Raw genomic sequence first — 22,755 nt, forward strand, 5'->3', positions numbered from 1 at the left:
CTATGCGACGATCACAATCTCGGTCACATCGTCATCCACCGATTGACAGGCCGCGAGCACCTTTCGGTTCAGATGTGTCTGTACATAATTGCCATGAAAGCGACTTGGCGCACTGAGGGTTAAACGCCCTCCTGCCCTGTCGACCCGCACAAGATTGCGAAGCCAACTTCCGTAAACATCCGGGGCTTCGCTGAATAAAATTGCCTGGGCCAACGCCCATTCCGTACCATCGCTTACATCTGGCGGTGGTATGTGGCCTTTTACCGGCAAGGGCACAACAGGGTTTTCCTCAGGCTTACCGCTCATCCGCAGATCAAAATCGGGGCCCACATTGGGCCATTCCGTTTCGGTCGTGGCAAGCATGCGATCAAGGCCGAGCCCATATTCTGTTACTCTGCCCCGCGCGCCCTGTCGCTTCACCACTAGCCAGCCAAGCCCCCGCAGCTTAGCCATCTCGCGTTTCACAGTGCGCTCATCCACTGCCCATAACCGAGCAATCTCGCGTTGCCCCACGGCCAATTCATCGCGCGCCCAGTTGTAGCGCGCCGTCATCAAAGTGATCAACCGGAGCACCAAACGCTGGTCATGCTTATTGCGCGCCAGTGCATATGCGCCTAATGCCGTAATGATATCATATTTGCGGGCAGCGTCGCGTTGACCTGCCGGTTTGACCAATTGCATGGATGCCCTCTGGCTGCGCGGCGCGCAGTTGCTCTGTACCTCGGATTAGATCTCTTGCCGGACCCCTGGTTGCGATGAAAGACACAACGCCTTTCCGACTTCTTCCTTAATTTGCGTCCAAACCATCGATTCTGTCAAGAGGCCGATTTCATCGCGTCGCAAATCCTGATCTTAGAATATAGATTTTTGGGTATATAGGTATTTGGGGTCAGCCAATGCGTCACCTATTTGCTGGAATATGTCCCCCAATATCTAGCATGGTGAGCTCTATTGTCCCCCTATATCCGGCGCGCCAATCATACGCACGTCCTAGCAGTAGGCCCAAAGGAAACACACCTGGTCCCCGTTTCTGATAGCATATGAATTTCCTTACTTTTAGATTATAGGGCTTTTCAACAAAGGCAACTTCGGCGTAAATCAGAGACGAGAAGTAATTAGCGTTCCGGTACTTTCGCAATTTGTTCCCCGCGGGGAACCATGGGGAACAGCCACGGGCGCAGAAATGAGGGATAATCATGTACACCCACGCTGATTTGGCGAAATTGCAGGCCCAGTCACTTAAGATGCAAGGGTTCATCCGGCAGCAGACATATTCCCCCGAAATGGAGAAGACTTTGCGTCGCTTCTCAAGTTGGGAGGTCGCCGAGTTGATTCTCAAGATAAACCCCTCGACCTTTCGCGGCCGCCTTGCGGCGGATCCTTCCCTGCCTGAGGGGCAAGTAGAGGAAGAAGGCCGCCAGCGCTGGTACGCGTTGGAAGAGATCAATGAGCTGCGGCGGAAACTTAAGATAAAGGGCCGCTCCCTCATGCCAGCACGCCCCGCTGGCAAACGCGCAATCCGCGCTGCGATTGCGAACTTTAAAGGAGGTGCAGGCAAGAGTACCGTCGCATTACACTTTGCCCATGCCGCCGCCCTTGATGGCTATCGCGTGCTCGCGGTGGACTTTGATCCGCAAGCGACGCTCAGCCATTCAATGGGCCTTTCTGACGTTTCTGAAGAGGTTACCGTCTGGGGGATTATGGCCCGCGATCTGATCCGCGAGACCGAGCGCATAAACGCAACTTCTGGCGGGGCCGAGAGCGGAGCCGTCCTGCCCCAACGCAGGCTGCCGCCTTCGGTAACTGGCATGGGATTAAACGATCTGCGCGCCACCGATTTCATCAAGCCGACAAGCTGGCCTACCATCGACATTATCCCTAGCTGTGCCAACGCAGCTTTTGTCGAATTCGCCAGCGCCCAGTATCGGCATATGAACCCCGAATGGTCCTTCTTTGCGGCTGTGTCACGTTACCTTGACCAGCTGCCGGATGACGCTTACGACCTTATCATTTTCGATTGCCCGCCCGCGATTGGATACCAATCGATGAACGCGGTGTTTGCGGCGGATGTGCTCTATATCCCCTCCGGTCCCGGCTATTGGGAGTATGACAGCACCACAAGTTTCATAGGTCAGCTCTCGGAAGCGTTGGAAGACTTGGGCCGGTTCCGCGGGCGGCTTCCGTCGGGCACCAATCCCGACAAGGTCTTTGCGGATCTTCGTTTCTTGCTGACACGTTTTGAACCGAACAATGATCTGCACCGTGCGATGCAGTCAGCCTTTCATCAGGTTTTCAAGTCGCATGTGGCAGAGCATCCGATCGAGATGACCCGTGCGGTTGAACAATCGGGGCGCTTCCTGTCGTCAATTTATGAGATGGATTACCGACAGATGACGCGGGAAACATGGCGGCGGGCGCGGATATCCTTTGATCGCGCTTATGACGAATTCCAATCCACGCTCGTCAATGCGTGGGAAAAGCTGGAGGATTGATTAATGGCTAAGAAACGCTCTGTCTTTGACATTAACTTTGAACTCGACGCAGAAGAGGAGGCGGCGGAGTTCCCCGCGGGGAACCAGCGCGCGCTTGAGACGAAGGCCTATAGCGTTCCAGGCCATCCGTTGCAAAACCACGAATCAGCCCCGCCGCGACGGGGGCCTATGGCCAGTGCGATTGCCGAAACTGCCGATGCCACCCGTGAACGCGACAACGCCGAAGCGGCAATCCGTGCAGAGAATGACGCCCTTGCCCATGAGCACGTGCGGCTCAAGAAGTTAGGTTTAATCACTGATTTGATCCAGACCTCTGAGGTGATGACATCCAAGCTGACCCGTGACCGTTCTGCCAACCTGGACCCTGAACTTGACGAGCTAAAAGAGTCTATCAAGGCGGTCGGGCTTTCGAATCCGATCCGTGTAGAGAAGACCGATGGTGGCTTTGAACTTATTCAAGGCTTCCGTAGGCTTTCGGCTTTTCGGCAGTTAGCAGAAGAAACCGGTGATCCGCGCTACACCCGTATTCCCGCAGCCATGGTTCCCCGCGGGGAACCGTTGGTTGGGCTCTATCGCAAAATGGTGGATGAGAACCTAATCCGAAAGGACCTGTCCTTTGGGGAAATGGCGCAACTTGCCTTGTCTTATTCGCGGGACGAAGGGATCGAAGTGGGGGAGGCGGTCTCGACGCTCTATGCCTCTGCGCTCAAACAAAAGCGGACCTACATTCGGCAGTTTGCCCGCATCCTGGAAGCTTTGGAAGGGACGGTGCGCTATCCTGAAGTGATCCCCCGCGCGTTAGGGCTTGACCTTTATAAGTTGATCGATGGGCAGCCCGGAAGGGCAAGGGAACTTGCAGCACGGTTGCTTGCCGTTCCTGATCGGGACAAAGACGCAGAGATGGGGGTGTTTCGCGATGCGCTTGCCGGGCAGAAGAAATCAGGTGCGCGGGAGGTCAAATCAGTTTCCAAGACGTCACTGAAAATGGGCCGACCTGAAGGCCAAGCTCGTGTAACGGCATCAGACGGAAAACTCGAATTGCGGTTGGAGCGGGACTTTTCGGCGATTCCAAGGGCGCGGCTTCAGAAAGGCATTGAGGCATTCTTAGCCGCGCTTGACGACGAAGGTTGACCGCGAGTTCCCTGCATAAATGGTGGCTAATCCTATGACCCAAAATGTAGTCATAGGCTGCACAGACATGAGGCGATCTGATATACGCCACGCTTACAACGCGGGGCATCTGGGAATGCGGCGGCCATTTGGGGTGCAAACGAAGTGCCGAACTGAAATCAATTCTGGCGAAATCGAGCCATTATTCGAAAGGATGTACGGGCAAATTTTCTTTTGTAGGTCCGGCAGATCGTGATCTCGCACCAACCAGTTTTGGCACTGAAGTAAGCAACACACCTTGCTACATCAGCTTGATTCTGTTGCCAGAATCAGGTGTGCCTTTAGGCGATACCCGCGGCCACGATAGCGGCCTTAAGCACAGACGGCCGTGCATCCTCAACTTGATCCTTCTCAACACACCGCCACGTGGTGGTCTTTGCAATCAGAGGGGAAACCCCTTAAGCTTCGTTCTAAGCTAGACAAGATAGAAGACGCGTGTTGGTGCTGACCGATAGGGCAGGGGTGTGCCTAATATGGCATTAGAGCCCAATGCGTAATCAGTTTTTGGCACAAAGCTTGTCGGTGTTGTCTACGGTCGACGTCATGCCATAGGTGCACGCCAGAGCCTCTATGTACGATATTTCATTCTCTGCAATTCTGTCGAGCTCACGGGCCACTCGCTCGCCTGACAGCGACGTATCGACGACCACAGCCAGACATTAGCGACTGAAGTCATCAATCACCTTCTGCACGCGGAACCGGCGCCCGCAGGACAGGCTGTCAGACACGAAGTCCAGTGACCATCTTTGATTTGAGCCCTGCGGGAGTGCCATTGGCGCTCTGGTGCCGACTGCACGCTTGCGTCCGCTGCGCTTACGAACGGTTAACCCTTCTTCGCGGTAGATCTGATACAGCTTCTTCCAGTTCACATCCTAGCCCTCGCGTTTAAGCAAGATGTGCAATCGACGATAACGAAACCCGCGCCACTCAGACACCAGTTCTTTCAGCCTGCCTCGCAGTTCGGTGTCCGCAGGCCGCTTCGACACACGTCGATAAACGCGTGGATCGATACCCGCCAAGGCGCGGGCCCGTTTTTAATTGTATTGCTTTTCTATCATGGCCTATCTCGCAGCTTTACGTCGCGCCCCGGGCCTCAAAAGTTTTTTCTCAATATCCCCTTGAGCGTGGACACATCCATCATCTGCTCGGCCAATAGCTTCTTCAGCTTTCTTGCGTCCGACACTTCCATCCCGCCTTACTTGGACCGCCGTTTATAAAACGTCGCATCGCTGACACCGTGCTTGCGGCATAGCTCCTCTGCGCCACGCCCCGCCTAATGCTCTTTCAATATCCCAATAATCTGTTCTTCGCTGAAACGGCTTCTCTTCATCGTCTGTTTCTTCAGTTGGAGAACAGAATAACCCTAAACGCCGGACATTTCAGGAGAGCAGGTCACACCCTGTTTGATTCTAATGGATGCGGATTTCGTTTGTTTTCTGTCATGGCACTAGGCTTTTTAAAATATGCCCGATAATGTAAACTTATTGGACATAAGCAGAGACGGAAAGGTGGGGCGGTTATTCGAAGATCGACTGGCCATAAGCGCCGTTGCTATGTAAGCTAACCGTATGGATATTGGCACCGATGCGCCGTGCGCGAGTCTCAAAAATTTACCGCTTATACCGCCTTAGGTCACCTCTGGGCGAGCGGAAAACATTGAAGATGTGTCTTTCTTGTAAGGTGCGGTGCTGGCACATCTCCATCTGACATCAAAGCGTAAGGATGTGCCACAGGCTTTGTGGCGGGAGCGCTTCGCTTTGCGCGCGGCCGAAAGCTGCATGGTTTTTTCAGGGCGGCCGGAACGGGCAGGGGAGCTGCGCGATGCCGTTCATTTCCTGCGTCCTGGAGACTAGCCTGGGCCGGCTGGGGAAGTCTTTATGACTTGGCGGAGCGTGGTGAGGCGGCCGGTGTCGGTCAGCGTTCTGTGCCGCGCTCTACCGATCCTGGAGCAGAGCCAGATTGCCACATGGCTTAATGCGGGGCAGGGGGCGCCGGTCTTCCGCGCGGCGATGGTGCTGGAGACGGTTCTTATGGAGGCACCGCAGGCAGAAGTGCCGGCGCTGATCTTGGCGGAGGCTTTCCTCGCTCAGTCGCTCGGGTGGAAACATCTCGTCCCATTGCTGGCCCCGGGCCAAAAACGTGCGGACCTGCGCAGACAAGGTGATGACCTTCGCCTCGCCTGTCATCGAGCCCTCATTGCTTCGGCGGTCGAGTCGGCAAGCATCACTGCCAGTCTCACGCGGCGGACAGAGCATGTTAAAGCGGTGGCGCCGAAGCTGCGCGCCAAGGGGGCAGGAAAAGCTGGCGAGATTTTTTTGACCTGCGATGCCGTCGCCGCAGCGGCGCTGCCCTTGCCGCCCCGCGCTGCGCGGCGGCTTTGCGACCGGCTTGTGGAGCTGGGTACTGTCCGCGAACTTACTGGCCGCGACACGTTCCGGCTCTACGGAGTATAGTATGGCGAAGGATCGATCTGGGTCAGAGCTTGACTGCGAGCTTGCTGATCTTCCGCCAGAGCTGCGCTGGCGTGAATGGATGCGACGGATCGAAGCTGTGCTTTTTGCCTCTGCTTCACCTGTGCCGCGCGAGGATTTGGCGCGGGTGGTAGGGCAGGAGGCGGCAGTCGATCTGCTCATCGAGGACCTTACCACCGATCTCAACGGACGCGCGTTCGAAGTCGTTAAGGTGGCGGGTGGCTGGATAATGCGCACGCGATCTGCCTACGCCCCCGCAATCCGCGCGGCGGCTGAGGTGGGGGATCAGCTGCTCGACCTGAATGAATTCGACGTGGCGGTGCTGGCTGCGATCGCCTATCACCAGCCGATCACCCGCGACGGGCTGAGGGATATTGTCGGGAAAGAGATCAGCCGCGATTTGATTGATCGGCTCCATGCGCGGGATCTGATCGGTACTGGACCACGCTCGCCGAAACGTGGCGCGCCTTATACCTTCGTGACTACAGAGCAGTTCCTCGTCGCATTTAATCTGGAGACTTTGCGCGATCTGCCAGACAAGGAACAGTTGGAAGACGCGGGCTTCACTGCAGATAGCGACGAGGCTGACATATAAACCCTTTTTGCAAACCATTTGCTTTGTGAAGGTTTTTAGTTGAAAACAATCTCAGGGTGTCAGGTGACGCCCCATTCTACTGAGGCTTGAACTTCATGGGCCTCAGTAAACTGCGGCGGCCTTCAGTCCAATCCCTGGCGCTTGGGGGTCGCCGCCTTTCTTCCCGCACCCAAAGCGTATCAGGTTGGGCATACCGGTGAAAACCTGCCACCATAATTGCATTTTCCTAAAGCGCACGTATATGCATTTTGTGGATGACAGTTGTGGTTCATTCACGCCGGTGCATCCTCCCTGTAGCACCGAATAACTGCGGCGACCCTTTCCCTCTTATACCCCAGGTGGGTCGTCGCCACTTTTTCTGCAGACTGCGCTGCCTGCGCGAGCCGAAACAAGTACACAGGGTGAGTTTACCCCCAGTATGATAGCCTCGTTTGGTGTGCGTGTAGAGACTGGCAACCAATTTAGAGGTGACATCGGCTCGGTATCAGGGCCGCTTTTCGGGGAATATTTCGCGCAGTTCACCATCACCGAAACCTTAGGAGGCAGGCTTGATTGCCCATTTTCCCTGTCCCTCAGAATAGCGTTCGAAACGGTCCGTGATATAGAGTGGAACCCATGGTGTCCTTGGATTTGGGCTTAAATAGTTCTCGGTAATGGTGCGGCTTTGTCCGGAAGATGCCTGCTCATCCGGCTTGCAAATCGGTAAGAATCTGTTTGATTGGTTAAGTAACTATTCGCGTTAAACACGAACAGACCAGAGGATAGACCATGCGGTTCATAGCACATTTACTCGGAGCAACCTCGATGACCTTGCTGTCATCATCTATGGCGTTTGCCCAAGAGGGCGAGCGCGGTCGCGATGATCAACTCAACATTATCTACTGGCAAGCGCCCTCTATCTTGAACCCCTATCTATCCGGCGGTGTGAAAGAGCGCGATGCTTCCAGCATGGTGCTTGAGCCTTTGGCCAACGCGGACGAAAAGGGCGAGCTTGTTCCGAAACTGGCGGTCGAAATCCCAACGGTCGAGAACGGCGGCATGACCGAAGACTTAACGGCCATTACTTGGAAACTGAAAGAAGGGGTGACTTGGTCAGATGGAACACCTGTAACAGCCGACGATGTAAAATTCACGGCAGATTACTGTATGAACCCGGAAGGCGGCTGCGCTCAGCTTTCAAAGTTCAATGACGTCAAGAATGTCGAAGTCATTGATGATCGCACGATAACAATCCATTTCGATGAACCGAAACCTTACCCATATCTGCCTTTCGTCGGGGCGGCCTCGCCCATCCTTCAGGCTGCCCAGTTCGCGGACTGCACAGGTGCGCAGGCGCCGAGTTGCACAGAGGAGAACTTCAACCCGATTGGCAGCGGCCCCTTTGTGGTGACGGACTTCCGTCCCAACGACTCGATCCAGCTTGTTGCAAACGACAATTATCGTGATCCAAGCAAGCCCGCCTTTGCTAAGCTAAACTTTAAAGGCGGTGGAGACGCCGTTTCAGCCGCGCGCGCCGTAATGGAAACCGGTGAGTTTGATTACGCATGGGATTTGTTGATGGCACCTGACGTGCTACAAACAATCGCAGAGGGCGGTACGGGAAAGCCTATCTTTGAGTTCGGTCCCCTTGTCGAGCGGATCGAAATCAACATGACGAACCCTTCCCCGGACCTGCCGCCGGAAACGCGAGCCACGGTTGAGGAGCCACATCCGTTCCTGACAGACCGGCGCGTTCGGCAAGCCATGAGCATGGCAATCGACCGCGGCTTGCTCAACGAAATCGGTTACGGTCAGGCAGGTCGGCCAACCTGCAATCTGGTTCCCGCACCGCCGATTTATAGCTCTGACAACACCGAATGTATGACGCAGGATTTGGACGCTGCGAAAGCACTTTTGGATGAAGCAGGCTGGCAGGACGAAGACGGGGACGGCGTACGCGAGAAAGGCGGTATGCGACTGTCGATCGTGTTTCAGACCTCTACCAACGCCGTGCGTCAAGACTTTCAGGCGCTTATCAAAGACTGGTGGAACCAGATTGGTATTGAGGTCGAACTGCGCAACATCGACGCATCGGTCTTTTTCGGCGGCGATCCCGGCAGCCCCGACACGTTCCCCAAGTTCTATGCCGATGTCGAGATGTATGCGAACCTCTATGACGGCACCGACCCGCAAGCCTATCTCGCGCAGCGCCGTTGTGGGAATGAGCCAAAACCATCAACACAGTGGCAGGGCGAGAATATTAACCGCTTTTGCGACGAGGAATATGACACGCTTCTCGATGAGCTATCTCGCACCAGCAAGATCGAAGAGCGGGCGCGTCTGGTTAAACGTCTGAACGACATTATCACCACCGAAAGCAAATCCATGTTGCCGCTAATCAACCGCGCAGCGGTTGCCGCACAGGGCAACACCCTTGGTGGCGTAAAGCTGAACGCTTGGGACAGTGACCTGTGGAACGTTGCCGATTGGTATCGCACCGACGGTTAAACGCAAAAGCGGTGGCCCCTTCGGGCCACCGCTTCGAAATTCAGGTGTTCTCCTGCTGTGCGGGCTTACGAGCCGGAGCGGACCGCCACAACTTCGATCTCAACCAGCCAAGCCGGGTTCGCCAATCCCGCAACCTCAAAGACCGACCGGGTTGGCAATTCAGGTTGCTCCTCAGTGCCGAAATATTGGGTATAGCCCTTCATAAAGCCCTCAAAATCCATCCCATCGCTGCCTTCGGGAGCGACGAGATAGGCCTGCATTTTGATGACATCCCCCATATCAAGGTCAATCCCGGCGAGCTTTTTCTCAATCGACGCCAGCACGCTGGCAGTTTGGGTTGCCGTGTCTCCGAAATATTCGGGCGAGCCTTTCTCTGCCGTTTCATCAGCGACCTCAGGCACGGTGCCGCTGAGATAAACCGAAGTGGCATCCGCTGGCACCTCTACCGCTTGCAGGATCGGAAAGTCAGAATCCGGCAATCCATGGCGAACAACTTCTGAGCTTTGTGCGAATGTGGCGGTGGCCGTCAACGCGGTGGCCGCGGCGAGGGGGGCGATAAATTTGCGGATCATTCGTGTTCCTCCGTATTCTGATCTACTGGTTCGGCGGGACGGGCATCGGCCACGGCATCAAGAGTGCCATCGACCTCATAGTCATTGCCTAGGTTAGTTTGCAGATAGTCGGTAATCGCGAGCACCTGCTTGTCATTAAGGAAATGGCCGAAGCTGGGCATGGCAGCCTGACCGTTGATGATGATGTAGGTCGCGTAACCGGCGAATTCGAGGTTCGGGTTCCCGCTGAGCGCAGGGTATTTCCCGGCCCCGACTGCGCCTGACCCATCGGCCATATGACAGCCAGAGCAAAGCGATTGATACAATTCCTCGCCATCCTCGCTGACATATTCCTCAACCCATTCACCCCCATCTGCCTTGGCGGTAATCTCACGCTCTTGGGGCCGTGCTTCGACCTCGGAAGAGGTCTCGCCCGATTCAGTTTCTTGCGCGGTGCGCGTGTCTACTTCATCGTCTTGGGCATAGAGCGGCAACGTGCCGAGCATACCTACGATCGCGGCTGTGATAAAAGTCTGTCGCATGGCTTCACCCGTTGATTACTTTGTCATGGAGACGCGAAATCGCATCGAGGGAGGAGAGGATGGCCCCTTCCTGCCAAGCTGGCAGATAGGAAAGATGCTCGCCCGCACATACCACGCGATTGTCGATCTTGATCGCTTCGTCGTAATCGTCGCGGTTTTCCCAGATGCCGGAGCAGCCCAGCACCCACGGCACCTTGTGCCAGACAACACTCACGCCGGTTTTGAACTCATCGCGGTATTGCGGGTGGATCTTGGCGCCTTGGCGCAGCGCCCATTCCAGCCGCTCATCAGGCTCCATCGCGTTGAACTTGTAAGAGTTTTCACCGCGCCATGTGTAACCGCCCAGAAGAACACCCGGTCCATCTGAGAAATAACCCGTGGAAGGATAGCTGATCTGCCCGATGGCCAGATCGGTATAGCTGATCCCGCCATAGATATCCTCGTCTTCCTCCCAAAAACGGCGCTTGAATTCGAGGCCCCATTTGGTCGATCCACTGTAGTACATGGAACTGATCGCATTCGCCAAACCGCCCGAAAGATTATGGTCAATCTGACCGAGGATGGAGAAGGGGATGGTACAAACGCAGTAGTCCGCCTTGCTCGTCGTTTGACCGCCGCCGGCGCTGTCTTCCCATGTCACAGTCACGCCAATCTCGTCTTGCTGAAGTGAGATGACCTTGGCGTTATAGGTGATGAGATCTCCGACCTCGCGCTCAAACCCTTTGGCGATGCCGTCCATCCCACCGACGGGCTGGAACATGGGGGCTTGGTGGTCGACAGTCTCATGCGTGGCAAGATATTCCCACAGGCGTGACTGCAAGACTTCCTGCGGGTTCAGCAGGTCCGATGCCTCAGGTGCCGCGCCGACACCGCCGCCGGGCTGTTTGGCGTAGCCGCGGTAGTGGCTGGTCTCCAAGCTCTTGATGTATTCGTTTTGCTCATTCAGCACCCCGAAGGAACGCAGGCTTTCCAACAGGACTTCCCGGTCCTCTGCGGTGACCAGCTCGTCCAGTTTGCCTTGGTTCACGGCCTTGGCGAGCAATTCCGAAATCTGGCCGCGGTAATCGGTCTTGATGTCCTTCAAACGCTGTGGCTTGCCGCCATAGGCATCCGCCTTGTGAAGGTAGGAGTTGTAGTTCAACTGGATAAATGGCTCCAGCGGCACCTTGAGCCGCTTGCAATAATCCAGAACAGCATGGTGGTTGTGTGGAAGCCGCCATGGGCCGGGGTTGATGTAGTTGCCTTCAGCAAAATCGACGTTCTGCGTGGCGCCGCCGAGTTCTGTGTAGCTATCGCCCGAACGCAGGGTCCAGCATCGACCGCCCGCCTTCTCGCGGAACTCCAACACTTCGACTTCATAGCCAGCCGCGCGCATTTCGTAAGCAGCGGTCAGCCCGGCAAGCCCGGCGCCAAGGATCAACACCTTTGCGCCCTGCGGATCGCCGTCCAACTTAATCGGACCACTATAGTCCGACGGGGCAGCGAAACCCATTGAAGCCATGGCATGATACATGGCGATACTGCCCGCAGCAGTTCCGATCATAGCCAAGAGATTGCGACGTGTGATTTCACTCATGGAAGCCCCCTAGGTACCGAAGTTCGATCTGCGGCTCTACCCGCGCGTGGCCGCAAGAGTGCTGACGAAAAAGAGCACTATGATGGGTTAACGGTACGCCAGTGAGGTGGGTTCCAAGATATTTCTACGATGAGCCGCGGGGCGCCGGGGGAGGGGCGTGGCAGAAGCCGTGAAAGACGCTGGTGCCTGCGGCAGCAACGTTACTGAATGCGGCCTCGACCGCCCTTCCGCGTCTTGCCTCATACAAGCGCGCTATTTCTTTTTCGAGGGCAGCCATGTCCGCCCCGCCGGAGGGCCGCTGATGACTTCTTTTCGCGGTTCAGGCTCCGCCAAATGCGGGTTCATACGGTAAACAACATAGGACAGGCTTGCCACCGTGCCCATCATCGGGATCAGCACCGCCAAAGCGACCACTGGATCGTCGAAAAGGGCGGCCAAAGAGCCGATCAATAGCCCCGCGCCCATCTGCAAAAAGCCCATCAACGAAGACGCAGCGCCGGCAATATTTGGGAAAGGCGCCAGTGCGGCGGTGGACATGGCGGGCATCACGAATGCGATCCCGAAGGTGTAAAAGGCTACCGGCACCATCACCCTTAGAAAACTTGGCGGACCCACCAGCAGTGTCAGGATCAACGCGCTGCCAAAAAGGATCACCCCCAGACCGGGGACAACCAGTCGATAGGCGCTATGGTGTTTCATAAGCTGACGAACAACCAAGGAACCGGCGAAAAAGCTGCCCGATTGCATCAGCATCCCAAGCCCAAATTTGGTCGGAGTAAAACCAAGGACTTGCATGAGGATAAAGGGAAGGATCGTCGCCAACGCATAGATCGCCCCGATTGCCCCGGCTATGGTAAGTGACGTCGCCATAAAATGCCGGTTCGTCATAAGTGTCACATAGGATTGGGCAAGCTGGCGCAGGTTGAGCCGACTGCGGTCGGGAACAACAGTTTCACGCAGACCCCAAACAGTGGCGGCAATCACCGCAATACCGAAGGACATCATCGCCACAAACACGGATTGCCATCCTGCGTGGGTCACTAGGACGCCACCCAAAGTAGGTGCCAAGGCGGGCGCTACGGCCAGAATTATCCCCATCAGGTTCATAATACGAGAAGACTCGTCGCCCTCGAACAGGTCTCGCACCAAGGCCCGCGAGATCGCCACACCTGCGCTAGCGCCAATGCCCTGGACAAATCGCGCGACGATGAGGGACTCAATCGTAGGAGCCGCAAGGGAAAGCAAACTGGCGGCAACGAAGATCATCATGAAACCGATAATCACGGGACGGCGGCCCAATGCGTCCGACAGCGGCCCCGCGATAAGCTGTGCTGTGGCAAAGCCTCCGAAGTAGAGCGTTAAGGTCATTTTGACCAAACTGCTTGTGGTGTCGTAGGCCGACACGATCTCGGCCATTGCGGGTGTATAGAGTGCCATGGCGATTGGCCCGGTCGCGATGAAAAGCGCTCCAAGCAAACTCACCCGCCGCACAGACATTCGGACGGGTGTTTTTTTTGTGGTTTCGTCAGCCAGATGATCAAGATCACTCATGCGCAAACATCCCCCGTTGCACGTTTGCTGCGGCGCGCAGCGAGGTGATTGTCGCGGGCAGTTTTAAGCATTCGGCGAAATGCCCCCCAGTCATCGGCGGATATATCCCCCCGCGTCACGGCTTTGACATCGTCCCCGATGGCTTTTAGCTCTGCCAACAGCGGCGCGGCTTTATCTGTTACCCGCACCAGTTTGGCGCGGCGATCTTTCGGATCGACGCTTCGACGCACCATCCCAGCCGTTTCGAGACTGTCCAGAACGCTCGTAATGCTCATCGCGCCTAACCCGGTCAGATTGGCCAGATCATTCTGTCGCAAAGGACCAAAGCGCGCCACATTCGCCAATGTCCGCGCCTCACCCGGCGTGATGCCAAGTGCCGCATCACCCACCCTCCGCTCGAATTCCAAGCGCAGCAAGCGCGCGATATCCAAAAGTAAAAAGGAGGAGATATCGGTGTCTATCGGTTGTTGCATGCATCGGAACCTTGCGTTTCGTAAGCTACAACGATAATCAGCCTGCCTTATCAATTCAACCGTCGCCGTTTGGACTCGCGCCACATCCAGATATGGCGCAAGCCGCAGAGGTCTGCCGCAAGGGCAGACCAAAGCGCGGTCATGGAGAAATTTGGCGATGTCGTTTCGATCTGGGTGGCCAAGGTGCTTGCGGCCAAGGCCACACTTACTCGTAGCCGCGTTTCGCTTTCTTCATATGGATTTGAAGACGCGCATCCTTCGCCTCTGCTTCGGTCCCGAACCAATAGGTTCGTAACTGACCTGAGCTTCCGATCCGCCCCCAGTTTCAGACCAAGCCCCAATCACCAAAGAGGCCCGGTACGATCTCTAAACAGTAAAACCGCCGCAAGTTCGCCTCTGGTTTGATCTTGGTGAGATGCATGAACCCTTACCTATGTATCAACTGCAAGATTTGGACCTTGTTGCGGAGTTGTCCCGGTCCCCGCACTTTGCAGCATATGTCATGGGAACTTCTTTGTCAGATTGTTGACTTCCAAAACCATGCTCACTTTAAGACCACTCCGCCCTTTGGTCCTACTTCGCGCTTAAAGCATATCACGATACACCGCCAAAGCGACTATGCCAAAGTCGCCAGTTTTGCCGGCTGTGGGTTTTGGCATCTGAGGCTATGATTACGGCCATCGCGGCTTTTTCAAATGGTCATTATCAATGTCTGTAGTAGCTTAGCCGCCCACAGTTGCGACGCCCTTGCAAACCATGAACAACGCGCGGGCGTCAGCTTGGCGCGTGGTCAGGTGACCATCTCAGTTGCGCTGTTGGCAAGGCAGTAATACTACAGCCCGAGCCAGACCATTCAAACGATGGTCGCTTCCTGTCCTAGGTGTTCAGTCCCGGCATCTGGTGGATCGGATTTATGATGAATCGATCTGGCTCTGAAGTCCAGATTTTGCAGATGTATTCGTAGGGTGTGAGGCCGTTCAGGGTTTTTAGCCTGCGTGCGAAGTTATATGCGTCCATGAGGTCGGCGAGGTGCGTGCGCAGCTGATCATGGCTGTCGTAATGGTATCGTTTCACTGTCGCCTCCTTGATCGTTCGGTTCATCCGCTCGACCTGGCCATTGGTCCACGGATGGTTTGGCTTGGTCAGCCGGTGTTCAATCCCATTTGCTTCGCAGATCATGTCGAAGCGCATTTGCCACGAGTATGCTGTGTTCCGGTTGCGGGGCTGCTCGGCGAATTGGATGCCGTTATCAGTCAGAATCGTGTGGATGCGATAGGGGACTGACTGAAGCAGGCGCTCGAGGAACTCCCATGCTGTCTTCCGATCCGCCTTATCCACGAGTTGCGTGACTGCAAATTTGCTGGTCCGGTCAATGCCCACAAAGAGATAAAGCTTGCCCTCCACCGTCTGAACCTCCGCGATATCGATATGAAAGAAGCCGACCGGGTAACGCTTGAACTTCTGGCGCTTAGGCTTGTCGCCCTCGACATCCGGCAAGCGAGAGATCCCGTGCCGCTGAAGGCAACGATGCAGTGCCGATCGGGTTAGATGCGGAAGCGATGGCTGAAGAGCATAGAGGCAATCATCCAGCGGCAGCAGCGTGTGTCGTCGGAATGCGACGACCATTGCCTCCTCAGCTTCGGTGAGAATGGTTGAACGCGGCTCCTTTGGCCCGGTCTTCAAGTCATCGACAGTCGCGCGCTTTCGCCACTTCGCAACGGTCTTGGGGTTGATGCCCAGCTCCTTACTTAACTGCGCGAGCGAAGCTTGCGATCGCTGTATTGCAGCTCTGACGGCGTGCGTTGTCGTGGCGCTCCCGTGACGAACTTGTCCCATAATGCTTCCTTCCAAGCCTGAGAAAGGATCGCACCATCAAACCGTGGGATCAAACACCTAGCGTATCGACTGCAACGATCCCCTTTCGATCATTCGAGGTGCAAGCCGAATATCGCGCGGCGCACCTTCTGCCTCACCGATCCGCGCCAGCAAGAAACGAGCAGCAGCACGCCCTAGTCTGCGGCGTGGCTGGGCAATTGCATCAATGCCAGGGCCAACAAAGGTCATCCAGTCAAGGTCATCAAAACAGAGCAGTGATAGGTCGGATGGGATTTCCAATCCCCTTGCGGAAATCGCAGCCATAGCTCCCACTGACATCAAGCCGTCGGCGCAAAACAAAGCTGTGGGCCGCGCAGTGTGATTGAATGCTGCCAGTGCAGCATTCTTCGCGGCGGTCGCAGAGTGACCTGCCACCGCAAGAATCAGTTTGGGGTCAATCTCTAACCCGAATGCGTGATGGGCTTCTAAATACCCTGCAAGCCGCTGCCAGCTCGTAGAGAGCAGTGCAAGATCCTCAGGAAGTTGGTTTTCAGTAGATGCTAAGAAGTCCCCAAGCCGAGTTTCATCGGGCCCCAATTCTGCGATAACGCCCACCCGGCGATGGCCTGCCAATAAGAGTCGCATTACAGCATCGCGCGAACTCTGGATGTTTTCCACTGCCACCGTATCAACGAGCAAACCTCTCACCTTTCGGTCGATCAGAGCCATTGGCATACCTGCCTTCACGGCTTCACGCAGATGCGGGGAGTCGGCAACATCGCACGGCGAAACGATCAGCCCATCTACCTGATTTTCTCGAAGCAGCTTGGTTGCTGCCACTTCACGATCAAGCCTTTCGTCGCTGTTGGTGATCAGCAAGCCAAGGCCATGGCCTTCCACCACATCCGAAATCCCGCGCAGCACGGCAGCATAAAATGGGCTAGCAATATCGCCTGCGATGACCCCAATCGTCCGGGTCCGACCTGTGATCAGCCCCCGGGCGATTTTGTTCGGCTGATAGCCAAGTTTAGACGCGACGGTGAGGACACGTTCTTTGGTTGTCTTCCCAACATAGCCGTACTTGCCGAGTACGCGACTGGCGGTCGCGGTGCTAACGCCAGCCCCTTTCGCGACCTCGACTATGGTGACTTTCCGAGCTTTCATATAGTCCAACTTTTTACGCTATAGCGACAAGTTAGACTCAAGATGGCGGACATGCACACGCTTTGTCAGTATATTATGCTAAGCGATCCTTTAGTGCGATCGCGGTAAATAAATCAAGATGCCCTCCACCGACGTTCTTGAACACTGTGATCTCATCTCGTGATTGCCTACCAAGATGCGATCCCTGAACTAGTTCGTAGAAATCAGCATTGATATCCTCCCAATTGATCACTCCCCCATCTACAGGCCGTGAAAGTTCACCAATTCCTTTCATACCGTTTCGGCAATCGACAAAGATGGTTCCTCTTGCCATGACAGCATCATCGGCCTCTCGCATATCGGGTCGATAGGCGCCGATAAGATCAATGTGCGCTCCGGGCTTTAAGAGCTCGCCCTTAACTAGGGGTTCTTGGGCCATGGTCACACAAGAAATGATGTCAGCATCTGCCACGGCGCTATCTAGGTCACGTGCCACGGCCACGTCCACTTGCGAGATATTAAGCCGTGCTATCAGCGCTTCTGCGCGCTCTTGGGTGCGGTTCCAAACCCTGATTCTACGTAGTGAGGGACGCGCAGCAAGATGCGCCTGCACCACGTGGGCGGCGAGCCCACCAGCTCCCACCACAAGCAGTGTTTCACTGTCTTCACGTGAAAGTAGCCTCGCGCCCAAACCTGAATCTGCCGCAGTCTTGCGGAAGGTCATTGCCTCTCCATCAGCGACCAACTGCGGGGCCCCTGTGAAAGGATCAAATAGTGCTACAAGTCCTTGAACAGAAGCTTGCGGGGGTTGGAGAGACAGGTTTTCGGGGAACACTCCAACCATTTTCACCGCGACGCCCCCGGCGCGTTTCCAACCCACAAGCGTCACGAAGAGGTTTTCCCCTCCGTCGGGCTCGTCGCTAACCATATGTTCAGCTGTGGGCGGCGCATCTCTATGCGCCGCTTGCAAAACATCCATTAAATAGGGGTAGTCCAAATTACGGTGAACCGTTTCGGCATCAACGAAGTGCATCCGGTTCTCCTTAATAGTCGTTAAGTTTTTTCATATAGCGCCGCGCTGCCATCATCTCATGGTCACGCAGCTCGGCAAGACGGTAAGCAAACCGCCACAACGTATCGAAGAACACTAATGGTGCTAACGCGCCACGAAACATCTCATCAACACCAGTAAAGTCGAACTCAGCCGCATCAACCACAAGGATGTTCTCTGGGGCGCCAAAGCGCAGCAAAAATGCCTCTGCGCGGTCTTCCAGAGGGCGGGTATCATCCAAGCCTTTCATCAGGATATAGCAACGGCTTTTGTCGAGAACTTCAAAAGCACCGTGGAAAAATTCATTGGCATGAATCGGGTAGCTGTTGATCCACTGCATCTCCATCAACACACAATTGGCGTAAGAGTATGCGGCACCGTAGCTCGCACCGCTGGCCATCGTGTAGATAACCTCCTGCTTGGCAAAATGCGGAGCGTATTTATCAAACCGAGCGGCTAGAGCTTCTTGGGCTTTGTCGATAACGCTCTGGAGCGCACCAAGGCTATCCATCAAGGTTCCCATGTGCTCTACGCCATCATAGTGCTGCGCCAAGCCCAATACGATCTGGTAAATGCGCGCGTAGTTGCTGTTTTTCGCGTCAATTGGCACGCCAGTTGTATAGGGTGCCTCAAAGCGCACTATATGGTCACTCCCTTGACCCAGCGGGCTTTGGGGCTCAACGCTTAGTGAAATGGTCATCGCGCCCGCCTGGCGGGCGAACGCGGCCGCCGCGACGGTTTCTGCGGTCGTGCCCGTCATTGAGCATAAGATCACGACCGAATCCGAGGTCAGCCGCTTTGGTGCGCGGTGGGTGAACTCAGCCGCGTTGTAAACGTCCGACGGCAAGCTACTCGATAGCTGATCAAGCATGAATTTTGCCGGATACATGATCGAGAGAGAGCCACCGCAAGCCACAAAGAAAACATGGTCCGTCTTGCGACCTTCAAGCGCTTTTAGGGCCGCGGCGACGTCGGGGTGCGTGAGGAAGGTTTCGGTCATTTGGTAGGGTTCCGTTATCTAAAATTGAAATTGTCTGGTGTATCTCTTGACAGCGCGATTGAGATTGTGTGAACGTTCTCACATGAAAACTAAAAACGCAACCTCTCCTCGAATAATTGCTTTTGGCGACAATGATGTGGACTGCTATGAGACCACTGGAATGATGTACCCCGGGGGCAATGCACTGAATGTAGCAGTCTTCGCGCGCCGGGCTGGGGCTAATACTGCGTTCATTGGCGCGATGGGGAGGGATCCCGCAGGAGACCACATGCGTGCAACGCTATGCGCAGAGGGTGTCGATATCTCGCGCCTGCGGACGGTGACTGGGCGCAGTGCGCATTGCGTCATCCGCAACTCTCCTACCGGCGACCGAGAGTTTCTCTCAGCCGATCTCGGCGTCTCCATTATTGCACCTGACGCTGGTGATTTGCAGATGATCGCAAGCGCCGACGTTGTACATACCGGCCGATCATCTCATGTTGTGCCACACCTGCCTGCCTTCGCGGAATCCAGTCTGCTTTCGTTCGACTTGGCAGATCAAACAGGCCATGGCTATATCGCTCAGGTGGCGCCTTATTGCTACCTTGCCAGCGTATCAGGCGGTAAGTTGGACGATGCCGAAGTAAGCTCTCTGCAAGCCCAGATCCGTGATTTGGGCGCGACATGGTGCCTGATTACGCGCGGCGAAAAGGGCGCTGTCTTGTTTGGCCCTGAGACTGAGGTCTTTGTACGACCGATTGCTGCCAACGTGATTGACACGCTAGGCGCAGGCGACAGCTTCATCGCGCGCGTTCTGGTTGGGCTTCTGCGCAAAGAGCCACCTCAAACTCTCATGAATGCCGCGTCACAAACAGCGGCTGAAACCTGCGAACAACACGGTGGGTTCGGGTATCCGGCACCAATCGAGATCTGCGACACCGACGCAATGCCAATCGCCAACGTCCATGCGCACGCCGTCAAACTTGCGGTCCGGGCTATGCAGCGCAACGCCAATAAGAGCGTCCCGGGAAAACAACCCACGAGGAGGAGGACAATATGAAACCCCCAATGAACTCTCTGAGTCGCCGCCATGCTCTTGCGATGCTGGCTAGCTTGCCGCTTGGTATGACAGCTACATCCGCTCTTGCCCAAGCCGCAAATTTCCGTATCGCTTCGGTGAACGCCCCCACAGCTTTATCAAACAAACTTGCAGAAGAGACGGGAAAGCGCATTCAGGAACGCACCGAAGGTCGCGTAACGTTCCAGATGTTTCCGAGTGCTCAGCTAGGTACCACCACTGATACTGTTGAGCAGGCAAGCCAAGGTCAGCCAACCATCGCTTACGCCTCGGCCAGCTTTTTGTCTCAATTCGGCGTGCCGGAACTGGCCGCCGTCGAAGGCCCTTTCATTGTCGGCAGTGCGGAAGAAGCAGAGCGCCTCGCAAATTCCGATTTAATGCAAGGTTATTATGAGCAGCTGGCACAAACCGCCGGTCTGCGCGTGCTGGCACTGAACTGGTTTGATGGCGCACGCCATATGATTGGCACAGAACCTTATGTCAGCCCTTCTGATCTCGAAGGCGTTAAGATGCGCGTACCGCCCCTAGAAACTTGGCTTAACACCTTCGAGCCTATGGGGGTCGTTGCGACGACCGTTGAGGCCGCCGAGGCCTATTCCGCCCTGTCTCAAGGTGTTGTCACCGCAGGGGAATCCCCCCTTACAGGGCTGCGTGCCAACCGTTGGTATGAGGTTGTCAAAGAGATTACCCTCACGGGTCACTTCAACCTGTTCCTCGGATGGATAACGTCGGAAAAGGCATTTCAGGCTCTGTCAGAAGGTGATCGTGCAATCATGATTGAGGAGTTCCGGCGCGGCGGGCAACAACTCACAGAACAATCAATCGCGCAAGAGAATGAGATCCGACAGGAATTTGAAGCCGCCGGCGTTACTTTCCATGATCCCGACCTTGAGGCTTATCGGGCCGCCACCGCAAGCTTCTTTGAAGGCCTGCCCGAGGGATTGTTTGACAAGATCCGCGCTGCGGCAGCAGGTTGAGCAACCATTCTCCGGCGCTTTTAGTGCCGGAGAACCGTCTGAAAGGTGAGCACCATAGAACCTGTCCTCCGAGCCCTTCTGCGTTTGATCGGCGAAATAATCCCCACTTTGCTTCTTGCAGGGGTTTTGATTGTAGTCAGCGCGAACGTCATTTCCCGCACGATCCTGCGCGAAGGATTCCAAACCGCCAATGAACTTGCCATTGTGTGCTTTTCCGGCGTGGTCTTTTTCGGCATTATCGGCGCCGCGCTGAACAAACAAATGTTCGGAGTTGATTACTTCATCTCTCGTCTACCGCGCGCGCTTGAGCGTCCAGCGCTTATGCTATCGCACCTATTGGTAATCATAATAGCTAGTGCTGTACTCCATGCAGCCACAGCGCAGGTCGCGACTGCGCGTTTCACGACCTTTTTGGCGCTCGGCTGGCCAAAGTGGATCGTTTCTGCTGGGCTTGCTTTTGCCATGGGGGCAATCATCGCGACCCAGCTCCTACATATCGTTATTCTGTGGCGGAGACGCAGCGAATGATCATCTCCGGCATCGTTTTTATCTTGTTGTTGGCGCTCGGCCTACCGATCGCGTTCGTTATTCTTGGGGCTTCGGTGTTCTATTTTACCTTGAACCCGATGATGGCCAGCACGGTGGCTCAACGTATGGCTTCCTCCCTCGAAAGCTTTCCGCTTTTAGCTGTCCCATTTTTTATCGTTGCCGGAGCCGCCATGGCGCGAGGCGGGATCGCCCGGCGGCTCTATGATTTTGCAGACGGGTTGGTCGGACACTGGCACGGCGGGCTAGCACAGGTTGCCGTTATGAACTCGCTGTTTTTGGGGGCGATGTCTGGCTCTTCCAACGCCGATGCAGCGATTGACGCGCGCACGATCGCACCAATTATGCGCGAGCGAGGATATTCCAATGGCTTCGCCTCTGTCGTCAGCGCGGCCTCGGGCGCCATCGCGCCGATCATGCCTCCTTCAATTGGGTTGATCGTTTATGGTCTGCTCACGGAAACTTCCATTGGCCGACTGTTCATCGGCGGCGTTATTCCCGCCATGATTATCACTGCAGCACTTCTATTAACTGTTCGTTACGTCGCGAAACGACGTGGGTATAAACCTGAGCGCGAAGAACGATTACCTGCCCGCCAGATTGCAACCCGTGCGCGCGCAGCCCTTTGGGCCCTTGCCATGCCAGTCCTGCTAATCGTCGGCCTGCGCGGCGGCTGGTTCACCCCAACCGAACTTGGCGCCATCGCTGCACTCTATGCCTTTCTCGTAGGCATATTCATCTATCGCGGCTTTGGCGTGTCTGAAACATATGAACTACTACGCGAATCCGCTCTGACCACAGCGAATGTCCTGTTCATTGTTGCCTCGGCTGCCGTGTTCTCTCTGGTTCTGGCATTGGAACAGGTGCCACAGGCCCTGCTATCCGGACTGCTTACCCTATCCGACAATAAATATGTGGTCTTATTGATCCTCAATGTCCTGCTTTTGGTACTCGGGACGATGCTGGAAGGGCTGGCCCTTATGGTGATCCTGGTGCCGATCCTGATTGAAGTCACACGGACGTTGGGCATCGATCCAGTACATTTCGGGATCGTGCTCGTGTTTAACACGACGATTGGCTCCATCACTCCGCCGGTCGGCACGGTTCTCTATACGGTCTGTTCAATCACCCGGTGCTCAATTGAAGAATTTACTAAAGAATTCCTGCCGTTTCTTGCGAGCCTAATTGGGGTTTTGTTATTGCTGACCTTTGTACCGCCCTTGGTAACTTTCCTGCCGAACTTGTTGTTCTAGGGCGG

At 55.5% G+C, this 22,755-nt stretch carries 19 protein-coding genes and 2 pseudogenes; 9 read left to right on the plus strand and 12 right to left on the minus strand.

Annotation, left to right across the window (positions count from 1 at the left end):
* A complete protein-coding gene (locus tag DSM14862_RS17430; RefSeq protein WP_007121135.1) occupies positions 1-681 on the minus strand; it encodes a DnaA N-terminal domain-containing protein in 681 nt (226 codons plus the stop codon).
* Positions 682-1,196: 515 nt separating this feature from the next.
* Between DSM14862_RS17430 and DSM14862_RS17435 the strand changes: the two genes are divergently transcribed.
* Both DSM14862_RS17435 and DSM14862_RS17440 read left to right on the plus strand, forming a co-directional pair.
* Positions 1,197-2,492: an AAA family ATPase gene (locus DSM14862_RS17435; RefSeq protein ID WP_243254579.1), complete on the plus strand. Its 1,296-nt coding sequence runs from the start codon at positions 1,197-1,199 to the stop codon at positions 2,490-2,492.
* A gap of 3 nt (positions 2,493-2,495) precedes the next feature.
* The gene (locus DSM14862_RS17440) at positions 2,496-3,623 is read left to right on the plus strand and encodes a ParB/RepB/Spo0J family partition protein (RefSeq protein WP_007121316.1); all 1,128 of its coding nucleotides are present in this window, start codon (positions 2,496-2,498) and stop codon (positions 3,621-3,623) included.
* Between the two features lie 626 nt (positions 3,624-4,249).
* Here the strand turns inward: DSM14862_RS17440 and DSM14862_RS17445 are convergent.
* Positions 4,250-4,992, minus strand: a pseudogene (locus tag DSM14862_RS17445) (transposase); the annotation flags it as partial.
* A gap of 325 nt (positions 4,993-5,317) precedes the next feature.
* On the opposite strand from DSM14862_RS17445, the pseudogene DSM14862_RS17450 reads away from it, so the two are divergent.
* The 3 genes and pseudogenes from DSM14862_RS17450 to DSM14862_RS17460 all read left to right on the plus strand — a co-directional run bounded on the left by DSM14862_RS17450 (position 5,318) and on the right by DSM14862_RS17460 (position 9,215).
* Positions 5,318-6,115: pseudogene (locus DSM14862_RS17450) on the plus strand (DUF1403 family protein).
* A gap of 1 nt (position 6,116) precedes the next feature.
* Complete coding sequence (gene scpB, locus DSM14862_RS17455; RefSeq protein ID WP_007121313.1) at positions 6,117-6,728, plus strand: SMC-Scp complex subunit ScpB; 612 nt, start codon at positions 6,117-6,119, stop codon at positions 6,726-6,728.
* Positions 6,729-7,496: 768 nt separating this feature from the next.
* On the plus strand, positions 7,497-9,215 hold the full coding sequence (locus tag DSM14862_RS17460; RefSeq protein ID WP_243254580.1) for a peptide ABC transporter substrate-binding protein: 1,719 nt from the start codon (positions 7,497-7,499) through the stop codon (positions 9,213-9,215).
* A gap of 65 nt (positions 9,216-9,280) precedes the next feature.
* Here DSM14862_RS17460 and DSM14862_RS17465 read toward each other — a convergent pair whose 3' ends face one another.
* From DSM14862_RS17465 to DSM14862_RS17510, 10 genes are all read right to left on the minus strand, one after another.
* Positions 9,281-9,787 carry a RidA family protein gene (locus tag DSM14862_RS17465; RefSeq protein ID WP_007121212.1) on the minus strand — a complete coding sequence of 169 codons (507 nt, stop codon included), beginning with the start codon at positions 9,785-9,787 and terminating at the stop codon, positions 9,281-9,283.
* Complete coding sequence (locus tag DSM14862_RS17470; RefSeq protein WP_007121211.1) at positions 9,784-10,308, minus strand: c-type cytochrome; 525 nt, start codon at positions 10,306-10,308, stop codon at positions 9,784-9,786. The genes DSM14862_RS17465 and DSM14862_RS17470 overlap by 4 nt, the downstream gene beginning before the upstream one ends.
* A gap of 4 nt (positions 10,309-10,312) precedes the next feature.
* The gene (locus tag DSM14862_RS17475) at positions 10,313-11,884 is read right to left on the minus strand and encodes a flavin monoamine oxidase family protein (RefSeq protein ID WP_040702003.1); all 1,572 of its coding nucleotides are present in this window, start codon (positions 11,882-11,884) and stop codon (positions 10,313-10,315) included.
* 252 nt (positions 11,885-12,136) lie between these two features.
* Positions 12,137-13,435 carry a multidrug effflux MFS transporter gene (locus DSM14862_RS17480; RefSeq protein ID WP_007121209.1) on the minus strand — a complete coding sequence of 433 codons (1,299 nt, stop codon included), beginning with the start codon at positions 13,433-13,435 and terminating at the stop codon, positions 12,137-12,139.
* A complete protein-coding gene (locus tag DSM14862_RS17485) occupies positions 13,432-13,908 on the minus strand; it encodes a MarR family winged helix-turn-helix transcriptional regulator (RefSeq protein ID WP_007121208.1) in 477 nt (158 codons plus the stop codon). The genes DSM14862_RS17480 and DSM14862_RS17485 overlap by 4 nt, the downstream gene beginning before the upstream one ends.
* A 205-nt stretch (positions 13,909-14,113) precedes the next feature.
* Positions 14,114-14,221: a hypothetical protein gene (locus DSM14862_RS17490; RefSeq protein WP_208855136.1), complete on the minus strand. Its 108-nt coding sequence runs from the start codon at positions 14,219-14,221 to the stop codon at positions 14,114-14,116.
* 563 nt (positions 14,222-14,784) lie between these two features.
* Positions 14,785-15,744, minus strand: coding sequence for an IS481 family transposase (locus tag DSM14862_RS17495; RefSeq protein ID WP_007121206.1), 960 nt, complete (start codon positions 15,742-15,744; stop codon positions 14,785-14,787).
* A 57-nt stretch (positions 15,745-15,801) separates the two neighbouring features.
* The gene (locus DSM14862_RS17500) at positions 15,802-16,887 is read right to left on the minus strand and encodes a LacI family DNA-binding transcriptional regulator (RefSeq protein ID WP_007121205.1); all 1,086 of its coding nucleotides are present in this window, start codon (positions 16,885-16,887) and stop codon (positions 15,802-15,804) included.
* Positions 16,888-16,960: 73 nt separating this feature from the next.
* Positions 16,961-17,899, minus strand: coding sequence for an ornithine cyclodeaminase family protein (locus tag DSM14862_RS17505; protein WP_007121204.1), 939 nt, complete (start codon positions 17,897-17,899; stop codon positions 16,961-16,963).
* A 10-nt stretch (positions 17,900-17,909) separates the two neighbouring features.
* A complete protein-coding gene (locus DSM14862_RS17510) occupies positions 17,910-18,917 on the minus strand; it encodes an SIS domain-containing protein (protein WP_243254581.1) in 1,008 nt (335 codons plus the stop codon).
* Positions 18,918-18,999: 82 nt separating this feature from the next.
* Here DSM14862_RS17510 and DSM14862_RS17515 point away from each other — a divergent pair, with 82 nt between their 5' ends.
* The 4 genes from DSM14862_RS17515 to DSM14862_RS17530 are packed head-to-tail and all read left to right on the plus strand — an operon-like array spanning position 19,000 to position 22,750.
* Positions 19,000-19,956, plus strand: a complete 957-nt coding sequence (locus tag DSM14862_RS17515) for a PfkB family carbohydrate kinase (RefSeq protein ID WP_243254596.1) — start codon at positions 19,000-19,002, stop codon at positions 19,954-19,956.
* Entirely contained in the window at positions 19,953-20,951 is a 999-nt protein-coding gene (gene dctP, locus DSM14862_RS17520; RefSeq protein ID WP_243254582.1) for a TRAP transporter substrate-binding protein DctP, read from the plus strand. The genes DSM14862_RS17515 and dctP overlap by 4 nt, the downstream gene beginning before the upstream one ends.
* A 45-nt stretch (positions 20,952-20,996) precedes the next feature.
* On the plus strand, positions 20,997-21,479 hold the full coding sequence (locus DSM14862_RS17525; protein ID WP_243254583.1) for a TRAP transporter small permease: 483 nt from the start codon (positions 20,997-20,999) through the stop codon (positions 21,477-21,479).
* Positions 21,476-22,750, plus strand: a complete 1,275-nt coding sequence (locus tag DSM14862_RS17530) for a TRAP transporter large permease (protein ID WP_007121525.1) — start codon at positions 21,476-21,478, stop codon at positions 22,748-22,750. Before DSM14862_RS17525 ends, DSM14862_RS17530 begins: the two co-directional genes overlap by 4 nt.
* Positions 22,751-22,755: the final 5 nt, after the last annotated feature.

The organism is Sulfitobacter indolifex (genome assembly GCF_022788655.1).
GTDB lineage: Bacteria > Pseudomonadota > Alphaproteobacteria > Rhodobacterales > Rhodobacteraceae > Sulfitobacter > Sulfitobacter indolifex.